The organism is Thermobifida cellulosilytica TB100, from assembly GCF_001517975.1.
Taxonomy (GTDB): domain Bacteria; phylum Actinomycetota; class Actinomycetes; order Streptosporangiales; family Streptosporangiaceae; genus Thermobifida; species Thermobifida cellulosilytica.
The window spans coordinates 1411932-1433358 of sequence record NZ_KQ950180.1 but is presented as its reverse complement, the minus strand read 5'-3'; the positions used below and the strand labels follow the sequence as shown (position 1 = coordinate 1433358).

The 21427-nt window shown below is 69.2% G+C and carries 20 protein-coding genes; 7 read left to right on the top strand and 13 right to left on the bottom strand.

From position 1 onward, the window contains the following. Window positions 1-19: 19 nt before the first annotated feature. From AC529_RS06130 to AC529_RS06105, 6 genes are all read right to left on the bottom strand, one after another. Window positions 20-1249 (bottom strand): styrene monooxygenase/indole monooxygenase family protein, encoded by a 1230-nt coding sequence (locus AC529_RS06130; protein WP_068754259.1) that lies wholly within the window; start codon window positions 1247-1249, stop codon window positions 20-22. A 16-nt stretch (window positions 1250-1265) separates the two neighbouring features. Next, window positions 1266-1823: a GTP-binding protein gene (locus AC529_RS06125; protein WP_068754257.1), complete on the bottom strand. Its 558-nt coding sequence runs from the start codon at window positions 1821-1823 to the stop codon at window positions 1266-1268. A 13-nt stretch (window positions 1824-1836) separates the two neighbouring features. Continuing rightward, window positions 1837-2166, bottom strand: coding sequence for a DUF742 domain-containing protein (locus AC529_RS06120; protein WP_198156301.1), 330 nt, complete (start codon window positions 2164-2166; stop codon window positions 1837-1839). Window positions 2167-2236: 70 nt separating this feature from the next. After that, the gene (locus AC529_RS06115; RefSeq protein WP_068754253.1) at window positions 2237-2659 is read right to left on the bottom strand and encodes a roadblock/LC7 domain-containing protein; all 423 of its coding nucleotides are present in this window, start codon (window positions 2657-2659) and stop codon (window positions 2237-2239) included. After that, entirely contained in the window at window positions 2656-4050 is a 1395-nt protein-coding gene (locus AC529_RS06110; protein WP_157080063.1) for a sensor histidine kinase, read from the bottom strand. The genes AC529_RS06115 and AC529_RS06110 overlap by 4 nt, the downstream gene beginning before the upstream one ends. A gap of 626 nt (window positions 4051-4676) precedes the next feature. Further along, the gene (locus AC529_RS06105; RefSeq protein WP_232306591.1) at window positions 4677-6161 is read right to left on the bottom strand and encodes a CCA tRNA nucleotidyltransferase; all 1485 of its coding nucleotides are present in this window, start codon (window positions 6159-6161) and stop codon (window positions 4677-4679) included. A gap of 290 nt (window positions 6162-6451) precedes the next feature. On the opposite strand from AC529_RS06105, the gene AC529_RS06100 reads away from it, so the two are divergent. From AC529_RS06100 to trxA, 7 genes are all read left to right on the top strand, one after another. Further along, complete coding sequence (locus AC529_RS06100; protein ID WP_232306590.1) at window positions 6452-8884, top strand: DUF6049 family protein; 2433 nt, start codon at window positions 6452-6454, stop codon at window positions 8882-8884. Window positions 8885-8999: 115 nt separating this feature from the next. Beyond that, window positions 9000-10754, top strand: a complete 1755-nt coding sequence (gene murJ / locus AC529_RS06095; protein WP_068754246.1) for a murein biosynthesis integral membrane protein MurJ — start codon at window positions 9000-9002, stop codon at window positions 10752-10754. Window positions 10755-11304: 550 nt separating this feature from the next. Then, window positions 11305-12837 (top strand): protein kinase family protein, encoded by a 1533-nt coding sequence (locus tag AC529_RS06090; protein WP_068754244.1) that lies wholly within the window; start codon window positions 11305-11307, stop codon window positions 12835-12837. After that, window positions 12834-13463 carry an RNA polymerase sigma factor SigM gene (gene sigM, locus AC529_RS06085; RefSeq protein ID WP_198156300.1) on the top strand — a complete coding sequence of 210 codons (630 nt, stop codon included), beginning with the start codon at window positions 12834-12836 and terminating at the stop codon, window positions 13461-13463. The genes AC529_RS06090 and sigM overlap by 4 nt, the downstream gene beginning before the upstream one ends. Beyond that, entirely contained in the window at window positions 13460-14305 is an 846-nt protein-coding gene (locus AC529_RS06080) for an anti-sigma factor family protein (protein WP_068754241.1), read from the top strand. The genes sigM and AC529_RS06080 overlap by 4 nt, the downstream gene beginning before the upstream one ends. Window positions 14306-14482: 177 nt before the next feature. Then, window positions 14483-15415, top strand: coding sequence for a thioredoxin-disulfide reductase (gene trxB / locus AC529_RS06075; RefSeq protein ID WP_068754239.1), 933 nt, complete (start codon window positions 14483-14485; stop codon window positions 15413-15415). 67 nt (window positions 15416-15482) lie between these two features. Beyond that, window positions 15483-15806 (top strand): thioredoxin, encoded by a 324-nt coding sequence (gene trxA / locus AC529_RS06070; protein WP_068754236.1) that lies wholly within the window; start codon window positions 15483-15485, stop codon window positions 15804-15806. Window positions 15807-15997: 191 nt separating this feature from the next. On the opposite strand, the gene AC529_RS06065 is transcribed toward trxA, so the two are convergent. The 7 genes from AC529_RS06065 to rnpA form a co-directional block, all read right to left on the bottom strand. Further along, on the bottom strand, window positions 15998-16936 hold the full coding sequence (locus AC529_RS06065) for a ParB/RepB/Spo0J family partition protein (protein WP_068754234.1): 939 nt from the start codon (window positions 16934-16936) through the stop codon (window positions 15998-16000). Between the two features lie 34 nt (window positions 16937-16970). Continuing rightward, window positions 16971-18008, bottom strand: coding sequence for a ParA family protein (locus AC529_RS06060; protein WP_068754601.1), 1038 nt, complete (start codon window positions 18006-18008; stop codon window positions 16971-16973). An 8-nt stretch (window positions 18009-18016) separates the two neighbouring features. Beyond that, window positions 18017-18730: a 16S rRNA (guanine(527)-N(7))-methyltransferase RsmG gene (gene rsmG / locus AC529_RS06055; RefSeq protein ID WP_068754233.1), complete on the bottom strand. Its 714-nt coding sequence runs from the start codon at window positions 18728-18730 to the stop codon at window positions 18017-18019. A 255-nt stretch (window positions 18731-18985) separates the two neighbouring features. Then, entirely contained in the window at window positions 18986-19480 is a 495-nt protein-coding gene (locus AC529_RS06050) for a Jag family protein (protein WP_198156326.1), read from the bottom strand. A 179-nt stretch (window positions 19481-19659) separates the two neighbouring features. Then, window positions 19660-20586: a membrane protein insertase YidC gene (gene yidC / locus AC529_RS06045; protein ID WP_068754228.1), complete on the bottom strand. Its 927-nt coding sequence runs from the start codon at window positions 20584-20586 to the stop codon at window positions 19660-19662. A 26-nt stretch (window positions 20587-20612) separates the two neighbouring features. Continuing rightward, window positions 20613-20930 (bottom strand): membrane protein insertion efficiency factor YidD, encoded by a 318-nt coding sequence (yidD, locus tag AC529_RS19510; protein WP_083947954.1) that lies wholly within the window; start codon window positions 20928-20930, stop codon window positions 20613-20615. After that, on the bottom strand, window positions 20927-21370 hold the full coding sequence (gene rnpA, locus AC529_RS19505) for a ribonuclease P protein component (RefSeq protein WP_083947953.1): 444 nt from the start codon (window positions 21368-21370) through the stop codon (window positions 20927-20929). Before rnpA ends, yidD begins: the two co-directional genes overlap by 4 nt. Between the last annotated feature and the right edge of the window lie 57 nt (window positions 21371-21427).

The window sequence follows — 21427 nt, the reverse complement described above, 5'->3', positions numbered from 1 at the left end:
CCGGCCCGCGGCCCGGTCGTCAGCCCCCGGCGACCTCGGCGAGGAAGGCCCGGGTGGCCTCCGGGTCGCCCAGCCAGCTCAGCATGTCGGCCGGGTCGTTGAAGCCCTCCACGAACCGGTCGGCCACCGCCTGGCAGGTGTTGGCCGTCTCGTACACCTCGAGGACGTGCGGTGGAAGCGTGGTGATGAGGACGACCAGGTCGCTGTAGAAGGGGCGGGCGAACTCCTCGAAGCGGGCGAAGGTGGCGCGCATGAAGTCCTCGTCGAACGGCTGGTCGCCGTGCTCCAGGATCGCCTTCAGGTAGATGTCCGCGCTGCGGCACTCGTTGTTGGCGTTCTGGGCGAACCCCGGACCGGTCGTGATGAGGGTGTCGCCGATGCCCAGCACCTTCCCGCCCGAGGGCAGCACCGCCACCGGGTCGCGCACGAGGGGGCGCGTGGGGTCCATGGCGACCGCCTTGGGGTCGACGAGTTCGGCGTCCTTGTAGATCTCGTACAGCTCGGGAAGGTGCTTGATCCCCTCCAGCATCAGCTCCAACTGCCGCTGGGGCCGCATCCGGGACGGCCACGAGGCCATCTCCACGCCGTCGACCGTCGGAGCGCTGATGCACAGCAGGCGGCAGGGTCCGTTCAGCGAGTAGCTGGGCAGGCTGACCAGGTGGCCGACGTCGGGGATCCACCCCCCGGTCTGGACCTCGGCGTAGGGGTCGTCCTCGGCGGCGGTGACGTAGGCGATCGCGCTGCGGAACTCGGGCATCCCCTGCGCCCGCCAGTCGTGCGTGACGGAGAACATCTCGGCCAGGCCGGACTGGCCGGCCGCGATGATCGTCAGGTCGTACATGCCGACCAGGTAGTCCAGGTCGGAGACGGTCACCGGGTGGATGACCACCTGGCCGCCCATCTTCTCGAACAGGTCCAGCCAGACCGACATCTTCACCCGCTCGTCCACCGACTGCGCGGGACGGCGGTAGTAGCCGGTCCAGTCGTAGGAGGCGTTGCCGAAGTTGCCCTTGCCGCTCAACCTGCTGCCCCTGACGGGCGGGGCCTTGCCCTCCCACAGGTCCAGCCCGTAGGCGCGCTCCAGGTCCAGTTGGTCGCTGGTGAGCAACTGCACCGACACCGCCCGGCCCGAGGCGAGCTCGGAGGCGGTGCGCGCGGTCATGATGGTGATGTCGTAGTCGTGCTGTAGCAGGCACAGGCCCAGTTGCAGCCCGGACTGGCCCGCACCGACGATCAGAATCCTGCGCATGTCACTCCCCGGGCGGTCACCGACTCAACGCCGGGTCGGCGTTGAAGTTCATGGTGTACTCGACCAGCTTCGCCAGCACCCCCGCCGACTGCCTCCGGTCCCGGGCGTCGAACACGACGACGGGCACGTCGTCGTCGAGGTCCAGCGCGTTGCGGATGTCCTCGACGGGGTGCATGGGCACGCCCTCGAAGTGGTTGACCGCGATCAGGAAGGGCAGGTCGGTGTACTTCTCGAAGTAGTCGATGGCCTGGAAGGAATCCTCCAGGCGACGGGTGTCGACGATGATGACCGCACCGATCGCCCCGCGGGTCAGATCCTCCCACATGAACCAGAACCGGGCCTGGCCAGGGGTGCCGAACAGGTAGAGGATCAGGTCCTGGGCGATGGTGATGCGCCCGAAGTCCATGGCGACGGTGGTCGTCTGCTTGTCGGGCGTCCTGGAGAGGTCGTCGTGGGGCACGCTGGCCTGGGTCATGATCGCCTCGGTGTTGACCGGGGGGATCTCGGAGACCGATCCGACCAGCGTCGTCTTGCCGACCCCGAAGCCGCCGGCCACGACGATCTTCGCTGACACCTTCTTGGGGGCGCTACCCGGCAATGGCGTGAAGCCCATGAAGAATCCTCTCCAGGAGTTCGGTGTCCGCCTGCGGGCCGCTGCCGACGGTGCGGTGGATCTCCACCTTGCCCTGTTGGGCGAGGTCGCTGATGAGCACGCGCACCACGCCGATGGGCAACTGGACCGTCGTGGCGATCTCGGTGACCGACCGCGACTCGGTGCAGGCCAGGTAGATGTTCCGCTGTTCCGGGGTCATCCCGGCGAGCCCGCCGGGACCGGGGTCCACAGCGGTGACGAGCGTTTCCAGCAGCAGGGGCAGGGAGGGTCTCGTACGTCCCAGCGTCAGGGCGTAGGAACGCACGCGCCTGCTCGCCCCTGGCGGTGGCGTGGGGATCATGCTGCGCCTTCCCGGGTGTCTTCTTCGGCCGCCGTCAGTTGATGAGCGCTTCGCGGAGCTCGCCCCGCAGCTTGGGTGTGAGGACGTGCCCGGTGGTCTCCACGAGCAGTGCCATCTGGTAGCCGACGATCTTCATGTCGCAGTCGCTGGCAGCCAGTACGGCCAGGCACGAGCCGTCCCCGATCGAGGTGAGGAAGAGGTGCCCCCGCCGCATGCGGACGATGGTCTGCTCCACCTCGCCCTGGTCGAACATGCGCGAGGTGCCCTGGGCGAGGCTGACCATCCCGCTTGCCACGGCCGCCAGTTGCTCGGCCTCCTCCAGTGGCAGTCCCTGGGAGCGGGCGAGCAACAGTCCGTCGGCCGAGACCACCGCGGCATGGTTCACGCCCGGGACGTCGCGGACGAAGTTGTCGATGACCCAGTTGAACTTCTCTACCTCGGAATGGGAATCGGTCATTTCTCCATCGCTCTTTCTGCACCCGGGGTGCTGTTCCCCTGACTCCTCGACGCGATCTCCCGGGCCGCCTCAGCCTGTCCGCTGAGGAGCCCTTCCAGGTCGGCGCGGATGCGTTCGGCGAACCCGGGCGGCTGCCCCGAGAAGGCCCCGGCGGACGCGTCCCGGGGACCCCGGCCGCCTTCCGGGGCTGTCCCCTCCACTCCGGCCCTGCGGCGGGGCGGAGCGTCCGAGGAGCGGCGGCGCTGCGGGAGCTCCCACAGTTCGCCGCTGCCGGCGGCCGGTGCGGAGGGGCGCACCGGCTTGTCCTGCCGGGGCGGGGGAGGCGCAGGAGGCGGCGGGGACGCAGGGGTCGTCCGGCGGTTGCGCTTGGACTCCCGGCGGGGCAGGCCGCTCGCCCCCGTGCGGGTGGGGGCGGGAGGGCTCGGCTGGGGGCCGCGCCGACCGACCGGCGGGAGGGCCGGCGTCCCGGCGGGCGGCCGGGGCGTCCGGGGAGTCTGGGGGACGGGCGGGACCGCGGTGACCAGCTCGCCGGGGATCCTGACGTAGGCGGTGGTCCCGCTGAAGGGGCGGGTCTGCAACTGCACGCTGACGTTCTGGCGGGCGGCGAGCCTGCTGACCACGTAGAGCCCCATGTGCCGGACGACGTCCTCGCTCAACTGCGGCGGCGTGGCGAGCCACCGGTTGAGCTGGTCGAGGCGCTCGGCCGGAATGCCGATCCCGTCGTCGACGACCTCGATCAGGAGCGCGCCGTCCGCCCCGATCCGTCCGCGGACGACGACCGGGAGTTTGGCCGCCGAGAAGGCGATGGCGTTGTCCAGCAGCTCCGCGACGAGGTGGCTGAGGTCGTCGGCGGCGTCGGGGGAGATTGCCGCGTCCTGGGGCAGGTCCTGGAGCTGGACCCGGGTGTACTCGCTCACCTCGGACATCGCGGCGCGGACGACGTCGAGCAGCGGGACCGGTTCGGTGTGCTTGCCCTGTCCGCCGTGGCCCGCGAGGATCAGCAGGTTCTCGCCGTTGCGCCGCATCCGGGTGGCGAGGTGGTCGATCTGGAACAGCACCTTGAGCTGTTCGGGGTCGTCCTCCTGGCGCTCGAGCTGCTCGACGAAGGCCAGCAGCGAGTCGACGAGGGTGAGGTCGCGCATGGCCAGGGTGGCCAGCGCGGTGGGCAGCAGGTTCTGCGGATCGTCCGGGGCGGTCTCCCGGCTCTCGGCCGGCGAGACGATCTCCGGCTCCGGCGCGGCCAGGGCGGGGGCCGGGGCCTGCTTCCGTCTCCCGGTCAGCCTGCGCCACCACGACCGGGCCGGCCGCCGGTCCTGTTGCTCTGGCTTCCTGCCTGCGAGCGAGGCGTCCGGCGGCTGCACGCCGCCGTCCTCGGTGGGCCGACCTCTCACACCCTCCCCTTACCCTCAGTGACATCGACGGGCCGTCTGACCTCGGTACTCCTCTCCTACCACTGCACTGTTCCGCCATGTAGTGGCGTCCGTACCAGGGCGGACAGGATGATGGGTGACCCTAGCAGGACCAATAGGGATTTTTCGAGATTTTGGCAACCACTGCGCACATTCTCCGCCCACGCCGAGAGGCGGAGCATCCGCCCAGGTCAGAAGCCGTGCCCCGGAGTTTCTTCCGGGATGCGGAAGCTGATCTCTCCTCCGAAGCCGACTACTCTCAGTGACGACGGTCGGTCCTCTTCCCCTCCTCCGGACCCGCGCAGCGCCTCCCCACCCCGAGTTCAGTGACAGAGATCACGCTCATAAAATACGCCGCCGCCGAACCGGCGCCCCCGGTTCACCTCCCGGAAACCACGGCGAAACCCGCCACCGAGAAAGATCACGCAGCGCAAGGACACAAAACGGAAAACACTGCCTGGTAACCACGGAAAACGACTGCCTGCCGCCCCGTCGGCGCACCATTGCAGCCGTTCGCGCCCCGATGCGCCACCACAGCACTCCGGAGTGTGACCGACCCCGGGTCACCGTCCGTGTTCCCGGGGTCGGCCGACGGGCGGCGCGGGCCGCTACTCCTGCTCGGCCGCCCAGCGGCGCAACGCCTCGGTCGCCGCCTCCTTGCTCATGGGGCCGTTCTCCAGCCGCAGCTCCAGCAGGTACCGCCACGCCCGGCCGACCATCGGCCCCGGGCCGATCCCCAGCACCTCCTGGATCTCGTTGCCGTCGAGGTCCGGACGGATCTTGGCCAGCTCCTCCTCCTGGGCCAGCCGTTCGATCCGCCGCTCGATGTCGTCGTAGGCGCGGGCCAGCGCCGCGGCCTTGCGCCGGTTGCGCGTGGTGCAGTCGGCGCGGGTCAGGATGTGCAGCCGCGACAGCAGCGGCCCCGCGTCGCGCGCGTAGCGGCGCACCGCGGAGTCGGTCCACTCCCCCTTGCCGTAGCCGTGGAACCGCAGGTGGAGCAGGACCAGCTTGGAGACGTCGTTGACGACGTCCTTGGGGAAGCGCAGCGCGCTCAGCCGGTTCTTGCTCATCGACGCCCCCACCACCTCGTGGTGGTGGAAGGTGACCTTGCCCCCCGGCTCGAAGGCGCGGGTCTTGGGCTTGCCGATGTCGTGCAGCAGCGCGGCCAGGCGCAGCACCAGGTCGGGCTCCATGCCGCGGGCCCGTTCCAGGTCGATGGCCTGGTCGAGCACGGTCAGCGAGTGCTCGTAGACGTCCTTGTGCCGGTGGTGCTCGTCGACGGTGAGCTTGAGCTTGGGGATCTCGGGGAGCACGTGGTCGGCCACGCCGAGCTCCGTCATCAGGGCCACCCCGACCCTCGGGTTCGGGCTCAGCATCAGCTTGACGAGCTCGTCCCGGATCCGCTCGGCGGAGACGATCCGCAGCCGCTCCGCCATCGCGGACGCGGCGGTGCACACCTCGTCGGCCAGGGAGAACCCCAACTGCGCCGCGAACCGCACGCCGCGCATGATCCGCAGGGGGTCGTCGTTGAACGAGTCCTCCGGCTTGCCCGGCGTGCGCAGGACGCGCTGCTCCAGGTCGGCCAGACCGCCGAACGGGTCCACGAACTCACCGCCGGGCAGGCGGACCGCCATGGCGTTGACCGTGAAGTCCCGCCGGACCAGGTCCCCGTAGAGCGAGTCGCCGTACCTGACCTCCGGCTTGCGCGACTTGACCCGGTACGTCTCGCTCCGGTACGTCGTGATCTCGATCTGCTGGCCGCCCTTGCGCAGGCCCACCGTGCCGAACTCGATGCCGATCGTCCACACCGCGTCGGCCCAGCCGTCCACCAGTTCCAGCACGCGCTGCGGCACCGCGTCGGTGGTCAGATCGATGTCGTGCACCTCACGTCCCAGCAGCGCGTCGCGCACGGGACCGCCGACGACCGCCAGCTCGTGTCCCGCGGCGGCGAACCGCTCGCCCAGTTCGGCCACTGCCGGACCGACCGAACGCAACAGCCGGTCGACCGCCAAGCGCTGCTCGCGCGTCAACGTGGCCCCGGAGGCCGGGGAGTCAGGAACCGGTTCTGGAAACGCACTGTTCGACACAGCCACAGAGATTAGGTGTCCGCACTCGGCCATGGCGAATCAGTTCCCGCCCGGTACGGCCCTCCCGTCCCCGTCTCCGCCGCTCCGCCGGAGCACAGAAGGTATCGTCGTCTCAGGACGGGACGTGCATCCCCCGCGCCTGTCCCCCGTTCCCAACCGCCCGCGGCGGTCGGCGGAGGACGTCCCACGGGTCCCGTTCCGCGGCCGTCACGGCCCCCCGGGGACTCTTCTATTCTGTGGAGCCATCCGTACGGCGGCTCCTGCCGACCGTCCAACGATTCGGAAGACCCAGAGGCGTGCGTCGAATTGCTCACCTGGGCGCGGTCGTTGCCACCGCCCTGGCGGTGCTTCCGGCACTGACCCCGCTCCCCTCCGCCCCGTCGGCCGAGGCCGCCGAGCCGCCGTCCCGGCTCGCCGCGGTCCTGCCGACCGCCGACGACACCCAGCTCCCCGCCCTGGCTGTATCCGAGATCACCCCGGCCGCGGTGGGCGAGAAGACCACCGTCACCATCAGGGGCCTGGTCATCAACACCACCGACCGCACTCTCGACGACATCACCGTGCGGCTGCGCTACTCGCCCTACCCGCTGGCCGACCGCAAGGCCCTGGAACGGCACTCCGACAGCCCGGACACCGCCCCCTACCAGTCGGGCCCCACCACCTCCCCGGATAACACGCCGCTGCCCCCCGGCTCCGCGGCCTCGTTCGAGCTGAAGGCCGACGCCGAGGACCTGGACCTCTACGGCGGCTTCGGGGTCTACCCCGTCATCCTCGAGGCCACGAGCGGGCAGGAGGGCGAGCTCGGGGAGGTGCACACCTTCCTGACCTACACCGGCTCCGAGAAGCCGAAGAAGCTCCAGACGGCCTGGGTGTGGCCGCTCATGGACCGCCCGCAGCGCGCCGACGACGACACCTACCTCACCTCCGACCTCGCCGCGGAGCTGACCGAGGACGGGAGGCTGGGCCGCCTGCTCACCATCGGCGCCCAGGACGGCGAGATCGACTCCTCCTACACCGGCCCCACCCCGGGCCCCGAGGAGACGGCCACGCAGAGCCCTTCGCCCTCCCCCTCGCCCGCCCCCTCCTCCTCGCCCGCCGCGACCTCCGCCCCCGACGACACCGAGGCGCAGCCCGGCCCCACCCCGGAGAAGGCGCCCACCACCGCCGACCCGGTCCCCATCACCTGGGCGGTGGACCCCGCCCTCCTCGACGACATCCACCGCCTCGGCGAGCGCAGCTACTGGTCGCTGTCCAACGCCGACGGGTCGGGCCCCGCCCTGGAGGAGCACGAGGCCACCACCGACGCCCAGGTCTGGCTGGCCCACGCGCGGCTGTGGCTGGCCGAGGACCCCGTGCTGGCCGTGCCCTACGCCAACCCCGACCTGCCCGCGCTGCTCGGCGCCGACCTCGCCGGAGACGCCCAGACCGCGGTCGAACTGAGCCGCTCCACCGTGGCCTCGCTCCTGGGCCGCGAGGCCGACACCGGGCTCGCCTGGCCCGCCGACGGCGTCATGGACAAGGCCACCCTGGAGTTCCTGCACTCCCACGGCGCCACCACCTTCCTCCTCGACGAGTCGGCGATGCCCGCGCAGAACTGGCTCGGACACACCCCCAGCGGCGCGGCGCCGCTGTCCCTGCCCGGAGGCGAGAAGGGCACCGCCCTCGTCATCGACCGCGGGCTCAGCCGGGTCCTGGGCGCCGACACGCACACCCCCGGCTCCAGCGCTCTCGCCCTACAGCGGTTCGTCGCGGAGACCGCGATGATCGCCGCGGAGGCCCCCGACGCCAAGAGGACCGTCGTCCTGGCGCCGCCCCAGGACTGGGACCCCAGCGCCGCCTACGCCACCGGGCTGCTCGACGCCACCGAGAACCTGCCCTGGCTCTCCCCGGTCTCCCTCACCGAGGTGCGGGCGGGCGAGGCCGACGCCGAGGACCGCAAGGGCCTCACCTACCCGGACAAGGCCGCCGACGCCCAGCTCGGCGCCGACCACCTGGACCGGCTCGGCAGCATCCGCCGCCAGGTCCAACTGTTCAACAGCGTGCTGGAGGAGGGCCAGGACCCGTTCCGGCCCGCCGTGCTGCGGCTGGAGTCGGCCTGGTGGCGCCGGGACGACGAGGGCGCCGACACCGTGCTGGACCGGGTGGACCAGGCCGTGCAGGAGCACAAGGGCAAGATCTACGTCATCCCCGGCGACCCCATCACGCTGGCCAGCAAGAACGGCACCCTCGGCGTGCTGGTCGCCAACGACCTCAGCGACCAGTCGGTGACCGTCCACCTGTCGATCTTCTCGGAGAACTCCGAACGCCTGTCGATCGGCGACTACACCGAGTCCATGGAGATCGGCCCCGGCGGCAAGACCACCGTGTACGTGCCGCTCTCGGCCACCGTCAACGGCCGCACCGTGCTGCACCTGAGCCTGCACAACGCCGACGGCGAGCCGATCACCGACACCCCGACCACCATCCCGGTCAACGCCACCGGCCTGGGCAGCGGAGCGCTGATCATCAGCGGTGTCGCCGCCCTGGTGCTGGTCACCGCCCTGGCCCCGCGGGCCGTGCGCAGGTGGCAGCGGGAGCGGGCGCGGGGGGACGAGTCGGCCGCCGCGGGGCCCGCCCCGGACGGACCCACCGCGGCCGACGACGAGACTGTCGGCAGCACGATGCCCCACAATGACAGGGGCCAGGTCGGCGAACAGAACGGAGAGAGCGCTGAGGACACCCGCTCCTGAGCCGCACCGCTCCGGTCACCAGCCCCTGGCCTCCACCACGACGCACCCTTCCCACCACGACCACACCCCGGTGTCGGCGGTACGGCCGTCGACGTCGTCGAAAGGAGCCACACCGGTGGCGACCGACATCACCAGCGACAGCGACGAACCCGTCGGCGGCCCCGCCAGCGACGCGGACCGCCGTCCCCCCGCCGACTCCGCCCCCGACCCCGCCGACGCGACGCCGTCGGGGCAGGGCTCGGCGACCCGGAGCGGGATGATGCGCTCCAGCATGGTCATGGCGGCCGGGACGATGGTGTCGCGGGTGACCGGGTTCTTCCGCACCGTCGTGCTCGCCGCGGCCCTGGGCACACAACTGCTCGGCGACGCCTACAACGTCGCCAACACCATCCCGTTCATCATCAACGACCTGCTCATCGGCGGTCTGATGGCGAGCGTGATCGTGCCGTTCCTGGTGCGGCGGCGCAAGCAGGACGCCGACGGCGGCAAGGCCACCGAGGACCGCCTGTTCACCAGCGCCGTGCTGCTGCTGGTGGTGGTGACGGCGGCGGCGATCCTGCTCGCGGGGCCGCTGATCCAGTTGTACGCGAGCGACTTCCTGCCCGCGCAGGCCGAGGTGTCGGTGTTCCTGGCCCGCTTCCTGCTGGCCCAGGTGTTCTTCGTCGGCATGAGCGGCCTGATCAGCGCCATGCTGAACACCCGGGACAAGTTCGGCGCCCCGGTGTGGGCCCCCGTGCTCAACAACCTGGTGATCATCGCCGTCGGCGTGCTGTTCCTGTTCGTGGGCACCGGCGACACCGTGGAGACGGTGACCGCCGCCGACCAGGTCCTCCTGGGCCTGGGCACCACCTGCGGCATGGTCCTCCAGACCGTCGTCCTGATGGGGTCGCTGTGGCGGTCCGGGTACCGGTGGCGGCCGCGGTTGGACCTGCGCGGCTCCGGACTGGGCGAGGCGCTGCGCACGGCCGGGTGGATGTTCCTGTACACCCTCACGACCCAGCTCGGCTTCGTGATCACCTCGCAGATCGCCACGGGGGCGAACGTCGCGGCGAACGCGGCGGGCGACGCGGACGCGGGCGCTGGCCTCACCGCCTACAGCTACGCCTACCAGCTCTTCCAACTGCCGTACGCGATCATCGCGGTGTCCCTGATCACGGTGCTGCTGCCGCAGATGAGCGCGTTCGCCGTGGACGAGCGCTGGGACGAGGTGCGCGCCGGGTTCTCCCGCACCCTGCGCGTCTCCGCGCTGATCCTGGTGCCGCTGTCCCTGGCGATCTCGCTGTACTCCACCGAGGTCGCGGTGCTGCTGTTCGCGCACGGCAACACCGGCGACGGCGACGCCGCGAACATCGGCAACATCCTGATGGTGATGTCCCTGGGGCTGCTGCCCTTCACCGTCTTCCAACTGATGCTGCGGGTGTTCTACGCGCTGGGCGACACCCGCACGCCCGCGTTCCTCGGCATCGGCAACATCGCCGTGCACGGCGCGCTGGCGCTGCTCGCCTCCTGGACGCTGCCGCCCCACCTGGTGGTCGTCGGCGTGGCCGGCGGGTTCATGAGCTCCTTCCTGGTGGGACTGCTCATCGGCGGCTTCGTGCTCAGCCGTCGGCTGGGCGGTCTGGACGGGCGCCGCATCCTCGGCACCCTGGTCCGGCTGTACCTGGCCGCCGCGCCCAGCGTCCTGGTCGGGTGGGGCGTGCTGGAGCTGTTCCGGGCGTGGTTCGGCTCCGGGCTGGTGGTCAACATCGGCGCTCCGGTGGTGGGCTGCCTGCTGGCGCTGCCGGTGTTCCTGCTCGCCACCAAGCTGCTGCGGGTGGGCGAGCTCCAGGCGGTGACGGAGCTGGTCAAGTCCCGGCTGCGGCGCGGGTGACCCGGCCCGGGAGGGCGTCCCGGCCGGGCTCGTGCGCCCCGGCTCCCGCGTGTCCGTGCGGGGCGATCCGCCTCACAGGATTTTCTCGGGCTGTCGCACGTGTCCGTGCTACGGCATAGTGTTCGGTGTGGCGGATGCGGTATCCGCACCGGCAGGGCCTGCCGAGGGCCCGTCCCGGGGTGTCCCGGGGTTCCGGCGCGTTCGGAATCGGTCGGTGCGGTTTCGTCGTTCTCCACGGCCAGAACCAGCAATCGTGACGGAAGTCACAATTATTACGGAAAGGGTGCACGACCGCCTGTTCGGACGCTGATCATCGGGAACCCCGAATCCTCCACGGTCCGGGAGGAACTGACGTGCCCACGATGTTTCTGATTGTTCCCGCCCCATGTCCTCCGGAAGGCAGGGTCAAGCGTCCTAGCATGGAACGGCGTGACTCTGCCCCAAAGTTCGGTTTCTTCTTAGCTGCCCGAAGGGAGGTTGAGGACAGGCGCTATGGCCCGGCAGCAGGGAGGCCAGCCTCACGTCGGCCCTCCCGTCCGTCACTCCCGGTATGAGCACCTTCATGATTGAGCCCGGTGCGAGGCTCGCCAATCGCTATCGACTCGACGAATTGGTGAGCGAGACCAGCGGAGCCTCGCTGTGGAAGGCGACCGACGAGACCCTTGCGCGCCCCGTCGGGGTCTGGACGTTCGCCGACGGCTTCAGCCGTACCAGTGAGGCGGTCCGTGCCGCCCGCGCGGCCAGTCGTGTCTCCGATGCCCGCGTCACGCAGGTGTTCGACGCCGACGACTCCGGCACCACCCCGTACGTGGTCCAGGAGTGGATCTCCGGCACGACCCTGTCGGACCTGCTGCGCAACGGTCCCCTGGAGCCCGAACGGGCCGCAGGCCTGGTGGCCGAAGCCGCCGAGGCGCTCACCGCCGCGGCCCAGGTCGGCATCCACCACCTGCACCTGACCCCGGACAAACTGGTCTGGAGCGTCGGCGGTGCGGTCAAGGTGACCGGTCTAGGGCTCGACGCTGCGCTGCACGACATCACCGTCGAATCACCCCAGACCGTGGACGCCCAGGGCCTGGGCCGGCTGCTGTACGCCGCACTCACCGGATACTGGCCGGGCCCCGAACCCACCGGTCTGCGTCCCGCCCCGGTCGTCTCGGGGCGTCCGTGCGAACCCACCCAGATCATCGCGGGCATCCCCGAACGGCTCAACGAGATCGTCTGCCGCGCGGCCTTCCAGGCGAGCGGCCGTGAGGGGCCGCTGCGCACCCCGCAGGAGTTCGCCGACGCCCTCGCCGACGTGCCCCGGGTGGTCCCGATCCCGATGGCCCAGGCCGCCCCGCCGCCGCCTCCGCCCACAGGCACCTCCCGCTCCTCCGGCCAGCTCGACGTGGCTGCGGCGGCGAACTCCGCACCCCGGGCTCCCCGCACCCCGCGCCGTCGCACCCCGCCGCCGCCCCCGCCGCGTTCCGAGGGCTCCCTGGCCAACCGGATCCTGATCGGCGCCGTGGCCCTGCTCGTCTTCGTCGCCGTGGTGATGGGCGCCTGGATGCTCGGCGCGGCCATGAACACCGGCGGTCCGGGCCCGCAGACCGCCGAGGTGCCCAGCGACAACGGTGACGTCGAGGTGGACGTGCTCACCCCTGCGAGTGCGACCGGGTTCGATCCGCCGCCCACCGGCGACAACAACGAGCACAACGACAAGGCTCGGTTCACCATCGACGGCGACCCCTCGACTCACTGGAACACCGAGGGCTACAACACCGCGGAATTCGGCAACTTCAAGGAGGGTGTCGGCCTGCTCGTCGACATGGGCGGCGAGGTGGAGATCCACGAAGCGGACATCACGTTCGGCAGCGGCAGCTACAGTGTCGAGCTGTACGTGCGCAGCGAACCCGGTGCGGCTCCCGGCGGGGACGAAGAACCTGTCTGGACGGGCTCTGGAGTAACCGGGAAGGTCCCCATTAAGCTGGACGAACCCGCCACCGGGCGGTACGTGGTGGTCTGGTTCGTCTCCCCCCTTCCCGAGGACGGTGGCAAATACCGGGGCACAGTCAACGAGGTCGAGCTACGCGGAATTCAGTGAACACGGTGACCGACGCGGTTCAGGAGATCCCCGACAAAGAGCTGCTGTTCAGACACAACCAGGGTGACGAACACGCTTTCAACGAACTCGTGCGGCGCCACCGCGCCCGGCTGTGGGCGGTGGCGATCCGCGTGCTGGGCGACCAGGAGGAGGCCGCGGACGCGCTTCAGGACGCCTTCCTGTCCGCGTTCCGCGGTGCACACCGGTTCCGCGGGGAGGCGATGGTCAGCACCTGGCTGCACCGCATCGTCATCAACGCCTGCCACGACCGGCTGCGCCGCAGGATGGTCCGTCCCGCAGTCCCCACGGAGGACCACACCCTCGACCTGCTCTCCAACGAGCACGGCGGCTCCGTCCCCGACCCCACCGGGCGCAGCGACACCTCCCTCGACGTCCACGCCGCGCTGGAGTACCTCCCCGTCGAGCAGCGGCTCGCCCTCGTCCTCGTGGACATGCTCGGCTACCGGGTCGAGGACGCCGCGAAGATCCTGGACGTCGCCCCCGGCACGGTGAAGAGCCGGTGTGCGCGAGGTCGCGCTCGACTTCTGCCTTATCTTGTTCATCTCAGGAACCCTGGCGACTCCCCAGACGTCCCATCTCCGAAAGGAGGTGGCAGGAGATCGTGACGTCTCATGTGGATCCCGAGACACTCGCGTTATTCGCCGAAGGAGAGCTCCACGACAAGGAGCGGGAGCAGGAGGTGCGGGCCTGGCTCGCCGAGTCCGAGGAGGCCCGGGCACAGCTTGCGGCATTGCGGGAGGTGACGCAGATCCTGGCTTCCACCCCGGTGCCGCCGATGCCGGACGGGCTCGTCGAGCGCATCGACGAGGCGCTGCGTGCCGAGGCGAGGAAGCACCCCGTTCCTTCCGGGGCCCCGGTGGTCCCGCTGACTCCGTCCGACGAGAACGCGAAGGTACGGCCGCTCCGACGGTCGCACGGTCCCGCCCGTTGGACGCCGTTCCTCGTCGCCGCCGCGGCAGCCGTGTTCGTGCTGGGCGCGGGGACGGCGGTGCTCAGCAGCCTCTTCACCTCCTCCGACACCACCGACTCCGCAGTCGTGTTCGAGCAGACTTCGCCCCAGGCAGCGCTGCCGTACCGGCTGGCGGTGGTCTCCAGCGGCACCGACTACACCTCGGACGCCCTGGCCGACCAGGGGGCCGAGCTGCTCGGCCGCTCCGCCCTGTCCGGCTCCGACGGGGCAGCGGAGTCCGAGCCGCTCACGCCCAAGGCCGACGAGGCCGTCCCCGCGACGGTCACCTCGTGCGTCGACGCGCTCAACGAGGTCTACGGCGCCGCACCGATCTTGGTGGACCTCGCTTCCTACGAGGGCTCTCCCGCGTGGATCATGCTCTTCCCCGCCGCCGACAACGGCCACGAGATCCGGGTGGTCCAGCCGGACTGCGGCGAGAAGGACGATCCCGCGTCCGCGGTCGTCACCTCCGCGGTTCTTTCGAACAGCGGGGAGTGAGAGTCTGGACCGGGCTTGTCCGAGACAGGGCTCCTGTGTCGGAGAAGCCCGGTCCAGACGCCCGGCGGTCTTCCCGTATCACCGTGCCCGTGGGGAATCACCGACGCCTACCATCGGTTGAAGTGAACGGTTCTCCTGTCCCAACGACAGCATGAGTGTGCAAGGGGTCTGACCGCTGTGACTGACGTCCGTAATGTGATCATCATTGGTTCCGGGCCCGCGGGGTACACCGCCGCTGTGTACGCGGCCCGCGCCGAACTGAAGCCTCTCGTCTTCGAGGGCTCCATCACAGCGGGTGGCGCGCTGATGAACACCACCGAGGTGGAGAACTTCCCCGGGTTCCCCGACGGGATCATGGGCCCCGAACTGATGGACAACATGCGCAAGCAGGCCGAGCGGTTCGGCGCCGAACTTCTCCCCGAGGACGTCACCGAGGTCGACCTCACCGCCACCCCGAAGGTGGTCAAGGCCGGCGACCAGACCTACCGTGCGCACGCGGTGATCGTCGCCACCGGCTCCGGGTACCGCAAGCTCGGCGTCCCCGGCGAGGACGAGTTCTCCGGCCGGGGCACCTCCTGGTGCGCCACCTGTGACGGCTTCTTCTTCCGTGACCAGGACATCGCGGTCGTCGGCGGCGGCGACACCGCGATGGAGGAGGCGACCTTCCTCACCCGGTTCGCCCGTTCCGTCACGGTCATCCACCGTCGCGACGAACTGCGCGCCAGCAAGATCATGCAGGACCGCGCCTTCGCCAACGAGAAGATCTCGTTCGTCTGGAACAGCGAGGTGACCGAGATCCTCGGCGACACCAAGGTCAACGCGGTGCGCCTGCGCAACCGGGTGACCGGCGAGGAGAGCACCCTCAACGTCAGCGGGGTGTTCATCGCGATCGGCCACGACCCCCGCGTGGACCTCTTCAAGGGGCAGCTCGACCTCGACGAGGAGGGCTACCTGAAGGTCGACTCCCCCACCACCCGGACCAACATCCCCGGTGTGTTCGCCTGCGGCGACGTGGTCGACCACCGCTACCGCCAGGCCATCACCGCAGCGGGGAGCGGGTGCGCGGCGGCCCTGGACGCCGAGCGCTACCTGACCGAACTGGCCGACTGAGCGCGGCCCCGTTCCGGTCCCCGCTGAACCGACTTTCCGTCCCACCCCGAAGATGAGGAGCAACTGAATGGGTGCCGTTCAGACCGTCACCGACGCCACCTTCGACGAGAAGGTCCTCAAGAGCGAGCTTCCGGTCCTGGTCGACTTCTGGGCCGACTGGTGCGGTCCCTGCAAGATGATCGCCCCGGTCCTGGAGCAGATCGCCGAGGAGCAGGCGGGCAAGCTGACCGTCGTCAAGATCAACGCCGACCAGAACCCGGACACGGTGCGTCGGTACGGGGTGATGGGTCTGCCCACCCTCAACCTCTACAAGAACGGCGAGGTCGTGAAGCAGCTCGTCGGCGCCAAGCCGAAGCGCCTCATCGAGAAGGAGCTGGCGGAGTACCTGTAGCTCCTTACGGCCGCCGCGGGCCGAGGTTTCACGTGAAACACTGACGGGCCGCGGAACACGGTCGCGTACGGCTGCCCAGCAGCCCGACGCTGACCGGTGTTCCGCGGCCCGTTCGGCTTGTCCGGTCCTCCCCGCCCCGTGACAGCGAGAAGGCGTCACCGCCGGAGGGCGTTCACCCGGGACGGGGTGTCTCAGTTGCTGCCCGCCGCGCCCGGAGCCATTGCGGCCAGGATGCGCTCCAGGTCCTCCTTGGTGGCGAACTCCACGACGATCTTCCCCTTGTTCCGGCCCATGTTGACCTTCACGCGGGTGTCGAGGAGGTCGGAGAGCCGGTTGGCCACCTCTTCGAGTTCCGGCGAGGCTTCCCTGCGCGCGGGCTTCCGACGCTTCGCGGGGGGTTCCGTCTCTCCGAGCGCGATGATCTCCTCCAGGGCGCGCACGGAGAGCGATTCCGCGATGATGCGGTGCGCGAGGTGCTCCTGCTGTTCGGGGTCCTCCACCGAGAGCAACGCCCTGGCATGGCCGGCGCTGATCACCCTGGCGGCGACCTTGCTCTGCACCGAGGGGGGCAGGTTGAGCAACCGGAGCGTGTTGCTGATGTGCGGCCGAGAACGCCCGATCCGCTTGGCCAGCTCCTCGTGGGTCACCCCGAAGTCGTCCAGGAGCTGCTGGTAGGCGGCGGCCTCCTCCAGCGGGTTGAGTTCCTGGCGGTGCAGGTTCTCCAGCAGCGCGTCCCGGAGCATCTCGTTGTCGGGGGTCTCCCGGACGATCGCCGGGATCCGTTCGAGTCCGGCACGCTGACTCGCCCGCCACCGCCGTTCCCCCATGATGAGCTCGTACTTGGCGTCAGCGCCCACACCGCGGTTCGTCTTGCGGACCACCACGGGTTGCAGGAGTCCCACCTCGGCGATCGAGGCCGTCAACTCCTCAAGGGCCTCCTCGTCGAAGTGGTGCCGCGGCTGTCGGGGGTTGGGAGTGATCGCGTCGAGCGGGATCTCCTCCAGATAGGCTCCGTTGACGGTCTGACCGGCCCCCGGGTGGTCCCGGTTGACTCCGGCCACCGCCATCGACGGTCCCTGTGGGATGAGCGCCCCCAGCCCTTTGCCAAGACCGCGCCGCTGTTGGCTCAACGCCGTCTCCCTTCAGCTCCCATAGTGGTTCGCTTCACCGGTTCTCCACGCGACTCTGCACCCGGAAGGCGAGCTCACGAGCGGCGTCCAGGTAGGCCATGGCCCCGGTCGACGCGGGGTCGTAGGTCATGACCGACTGGCCGTAGCTCGGTGCCTCGGACACGCGGACGCTCCGGGGGATCATCGTCCTGAGCACCAGGTCTCCGAAGTGCCCGCGGACCTCCTCCGCGACCTGTGCCGCCAGGCGGGTCCGTCCGTCGTACATCGTGAGCAGAACCGTGGAGATGAAGAGATCCGGGTTGAGGTGCGACTTCACCAGCTCGATGTTGCGCAGCAACTGCCCCACACCCTCCAGCGCGTAGTACTCGCACTGGATGGGAATCAGCACCTCCTGGCAGGCGACCATGGCGTTGACCGTCAACAGCCCCAGAGAGGGCGGGCAGTCGATCAGGATGTAGTCGAGGTCCTTGGAATCGTAGGCGCTGAACGCCCTCTTCAGCCGGGACTCCCTGGCGACCAGGGAGACCAGTTCGATCTCTGCTCCTGCCAGGTCGATCGTGGCCGGCACACACCACAGGTTCGGGACGTCCGGCACGGGACGTGCCAGTTCCCGGATCTCCTCGTCCTCTACCAGGCAATGGTAGATCGAGCGGGAGTCGGGCGTCCGTTCCATTCCCAGGGCTGTGGATGCGTTCCCCTGGGGGTCCAGATCGACCACCAGGACCCGGTTGCCGTGCATGGCGAGCGCCACCGCGAGGTTGACCGTGGTGGTCGTCTTGCCGACGCCGCCCTTCTGGTTGGCGACGCTCATGATGCGGCACCGTTCGGGGCGCGGCCACGTCTCTCCCGCACGTCCTCGCGCGCTCATCGCTGCACGGGCGGCGCGGGCAATCGGCGTGTCGAAATCCGCGGCGAAACTCTCGTCGACCGCTTCGGAGCCGGTTCCACCAAGCACGGTTTCACGTGAAACATGCGCACCGGTCATGTCGAGCTCAGCCGGGATGGCGCTGCGCGTCTCGTAGTGGAAAGTTTCACGTGAAACATGGGCGCCATCGGAGTGGTTGTGGGACACGAATGAGTTCACCTCTTCCGTCCGCGCTTCTTCCTACCGCCCGGCGCGCGTTGGGACTTGGACGGGGCCCCCTTGCTCCCAGCCTCAAGATCAGTCGTGACCGTGACGCGAACGACCGTGGTAGCTGGATCGACTTTACCGCTCCCCACTCGGATGACGTCTGCGGTGTTAGGACGCTGTTTGGACAAATCTTGGCGGGCGGCCTCCAGTTCGGCCTCCGCCCGTTCCCCCTTCAGCGCCAGCAGACTTCCCCCCTTGCGGAGAAGCGGCAACGCCCACCCGATGAGCTTGGGCAGTGGAGCGACGGCCCGAGCGGTCACGAAGTCCGCCTTCAGCTTCTTCTGGACCTCTTCGGCGCGCCCTCGAACCACCGTGACGTTGTCCAATTCGAGGAGGTCCACACACTCCTGTAGGAAGACCGTCCGGCGCAGCAGCGGCTCCAGGAGTGTCACCGACAGGTCGGGACGCAGTATCCCCAGCACCACTCCGGGAAGTCCAGCACCGGAGCCGATGTCGATGACATCGGCCCCCTGCGGGATCAACTCCTCGACGACGGCGCAGTTCATCAGGTGCCGCTCCCACAGGCGCGGAACCTCACGCGGACCGATCAGCCCACGGGTCACCCCCACATCCGCCAGCAGCTCGGCGTACCGCTGCGCCACGGGCAATGTCTCGCCGAACAACTCCCGAGCCGCATCGGACAGGACGACATGCCCGGTCATCAGTCACCACCTTGGCCTCTTCAGCGGGGTCAGCAGCTATGAGCGGAATGAGCGATGGCAGGTCCACGAACCGGAAGACCGAGAAGCAACCACCCGCCACGATCTTATGTGCGCACTCTCCCGCCCCAGGGCTAACAGTCTTGCACTCCCCGGGAGGCCCGACGGACGGGACCCGCTCGGTTCGGAGGAGCCGAAGAAAGACCGGGGCCGCATGTTTCACGTGAAACATGCGGCCCCGGGTGAGACGACCGTGGTTCAGTCTGCCGGGTAGACCACCACGCAACGGTTGGGTTCTTCGCCATCGGACTCACTGTGCAGGCCGGCCGCCGCCACAGCGTCATGCACGACCTTCCGCTCGAACGGCGTCATGGGGCTGAGCTTCTTGGGCTTGCCGGTCCGCTTGACCTCGTTGGCCACCTCGGCTCCCAGCTTCCGGAGGGCCTTGCGCCGGGATTCGCGGTAGCCGCCGATGTCGAGCATCAGCTTGCTGCGGTAGCCGGTGGTGCGGTGCACGGCGAGGCGGGTCAGCTCCTGGAGGGCCTCCAGGACCTCGCCGCGTTCCCCGATCAGTTCTTTGAGGGTTGCCCCCACGACGGAGACCAGAGCACGGTCGCCTTCGACGTCCATGTCGATGTCGCCGTCGAAGTCAGCGATGTCGAGCAGCCCTTCGATGTAGTCGGCTGCGATGTCGCCTTCTCGTTCAAGTGCTTCGATGTCGATCGTGACGGTCGCTTCCGGTTCCTCGGCCACCGCCACGGCGGTGCTGGAGTTCGCCCCGCCTCCGGTGTTGCTGTCGCTCACGACAAGCTTTCTCCTTATGTCGCGGCCCTGTACGCAATCCGCTGCGTGGTCGCGTGTCAAGGGCTCTCGCGCCTACGCGTCCACGCAGCGGACGGCGGGTACAAGGATCTCTTAGGGACCCGCCGGAACTACTTACCGCCGGTCCTCTTGGACCTTGGCTGCCTCCTCGGCTGCTTACGTTCGATCTTAGGCTGTTCCGGCTTCGCCGTCGGCTGCTGCTGGCCGCGCTTCGCAAAGAGACCTTTGCCGGTCGTGGCGGAGTCGGCCTTGGCCCCGTCCGTGCTACCGGAGGCGGGGAACTTGCGGTAGAGGAAGTGCTGCTGGCCCATGGTCCAGATGTTGGAGGTGACCCAGTAGATCAGGACACCGACCGGCATCCCCAGACCGAACAACCCGAATCCAGGCGCGATGTACATCATGATCTTCTGCGACTGCATCATCGGGTTGTCTTCCATGCCCGGCTGCTTGAGCGTGCGGTTCATGCTCTGCCGGATGCTCAGGAAGGTCGTGGTCCCCATGATCACGCAGGCGATCACGATGACCACCTTGGCGATGACCGGGTCGGCCCCGAAGGCGGCCAGCTCGTCAGCCGAGGAGGTGAAGTGCGCGGCGATCGGGGTGCCGAAGATGAGGGCGCTCTGGGCGCTGTCGGCCAGCTCCTGGGTGAAGCCGTACTTCGCCTGCCCCTCGGCGACCGAGCGGAGCACGTTGAACAGGGCGAAGAAGACCGGCATCTGCAGCAGCAGCGGCAGGCAGCCCATGAGCGGGTTGGTCCCGCTCTCCTGGTAGATCTTCATCTGCTCCTGCTGCAAGCGCTGCTTGTCGTTCTTGTAGCGCTCGCGCACCTTGAGGAGCTTGGGCTGCAACTCCTGCATCTTCCGCTGCGTGTGCATCTGCTTCACGAACAGCGGAATCATCAGCACCCGTACGAGGACGGTGAGCAGGACGATGGACAGTCCCCACGCCCATCCGCTGTCCGGGTCGAGGAAGATGCTGAGACCGGAATGGATCCAGACCAGCACCTGGCCGACGATGTTGTAGAGCCAGTCCAGCACCGGCTATCTCCCTTGGTTCGCTGACTTCACAGACCCGATGCTCCGGGTGAGGTTTCCCCGTCTCCCCCGGGCTTCGCGTCACTGATCTCTGTACCGTTCTCACCCCTGCGCGGCGGGACCGGGTCCAGCCCGCCGGGGTGGAACGGATGGCATCTGCCGAGTCTGCGGGCGGTCAACCACAGTCCGCGCCAGGCCCCGTGGACCCGGAGCGCCTCGACCGCGTAGGTGCTGCACGAGGGGTAGAAACGGCAGACGGGCGGCAGGAGTGGGCTGATGAAGCGCTGGTAGCCCCGGATCGGCAGGATCAGCACCCGAGCCAGGAGGGTGGGTCTGTCGCGTGTCATTGGGTCGGCCGTTCTCCAACTGCCGGAACGTTCGCGGGCTCGGCCGCGCGTGGTACGCGAGTACGGTGTGCCGACCGCCCGCGGGGGCGTGTCACCGCGCTCAACGCACCGTCGAGCTGGGCTGCCAGCGCGTCGTATCCGAGAAGCGCGGATCCGGGTTTAGCCCGTACCACTAGCAGGCTACCTGCGGCGAGGGAGTCGACCCGATCCCGCATCAGATGACGCAGCCGACGCTGGACGCGCTTGCGGACCACCGCTCCCCCGACCGCTTTGCTGACGATGAACCCGACCCGGGGAGGTGCGGCCTGTTCCGGGTCGTCCGGGGTCTCGCGGGGAACGTACAGGGCGACGGTGAGAGCGTCCCGACCGGCACGGCGCCCTTTGCGCATGACGAGGTCGAAGTCGGAGCTGCGCCGCATTCGGTTGCGCGGGGACAGCATCGGATCAGAACACCCCCGAACACAGCAAGCGGACCGGCTACCGAAGCGGGCAGACCG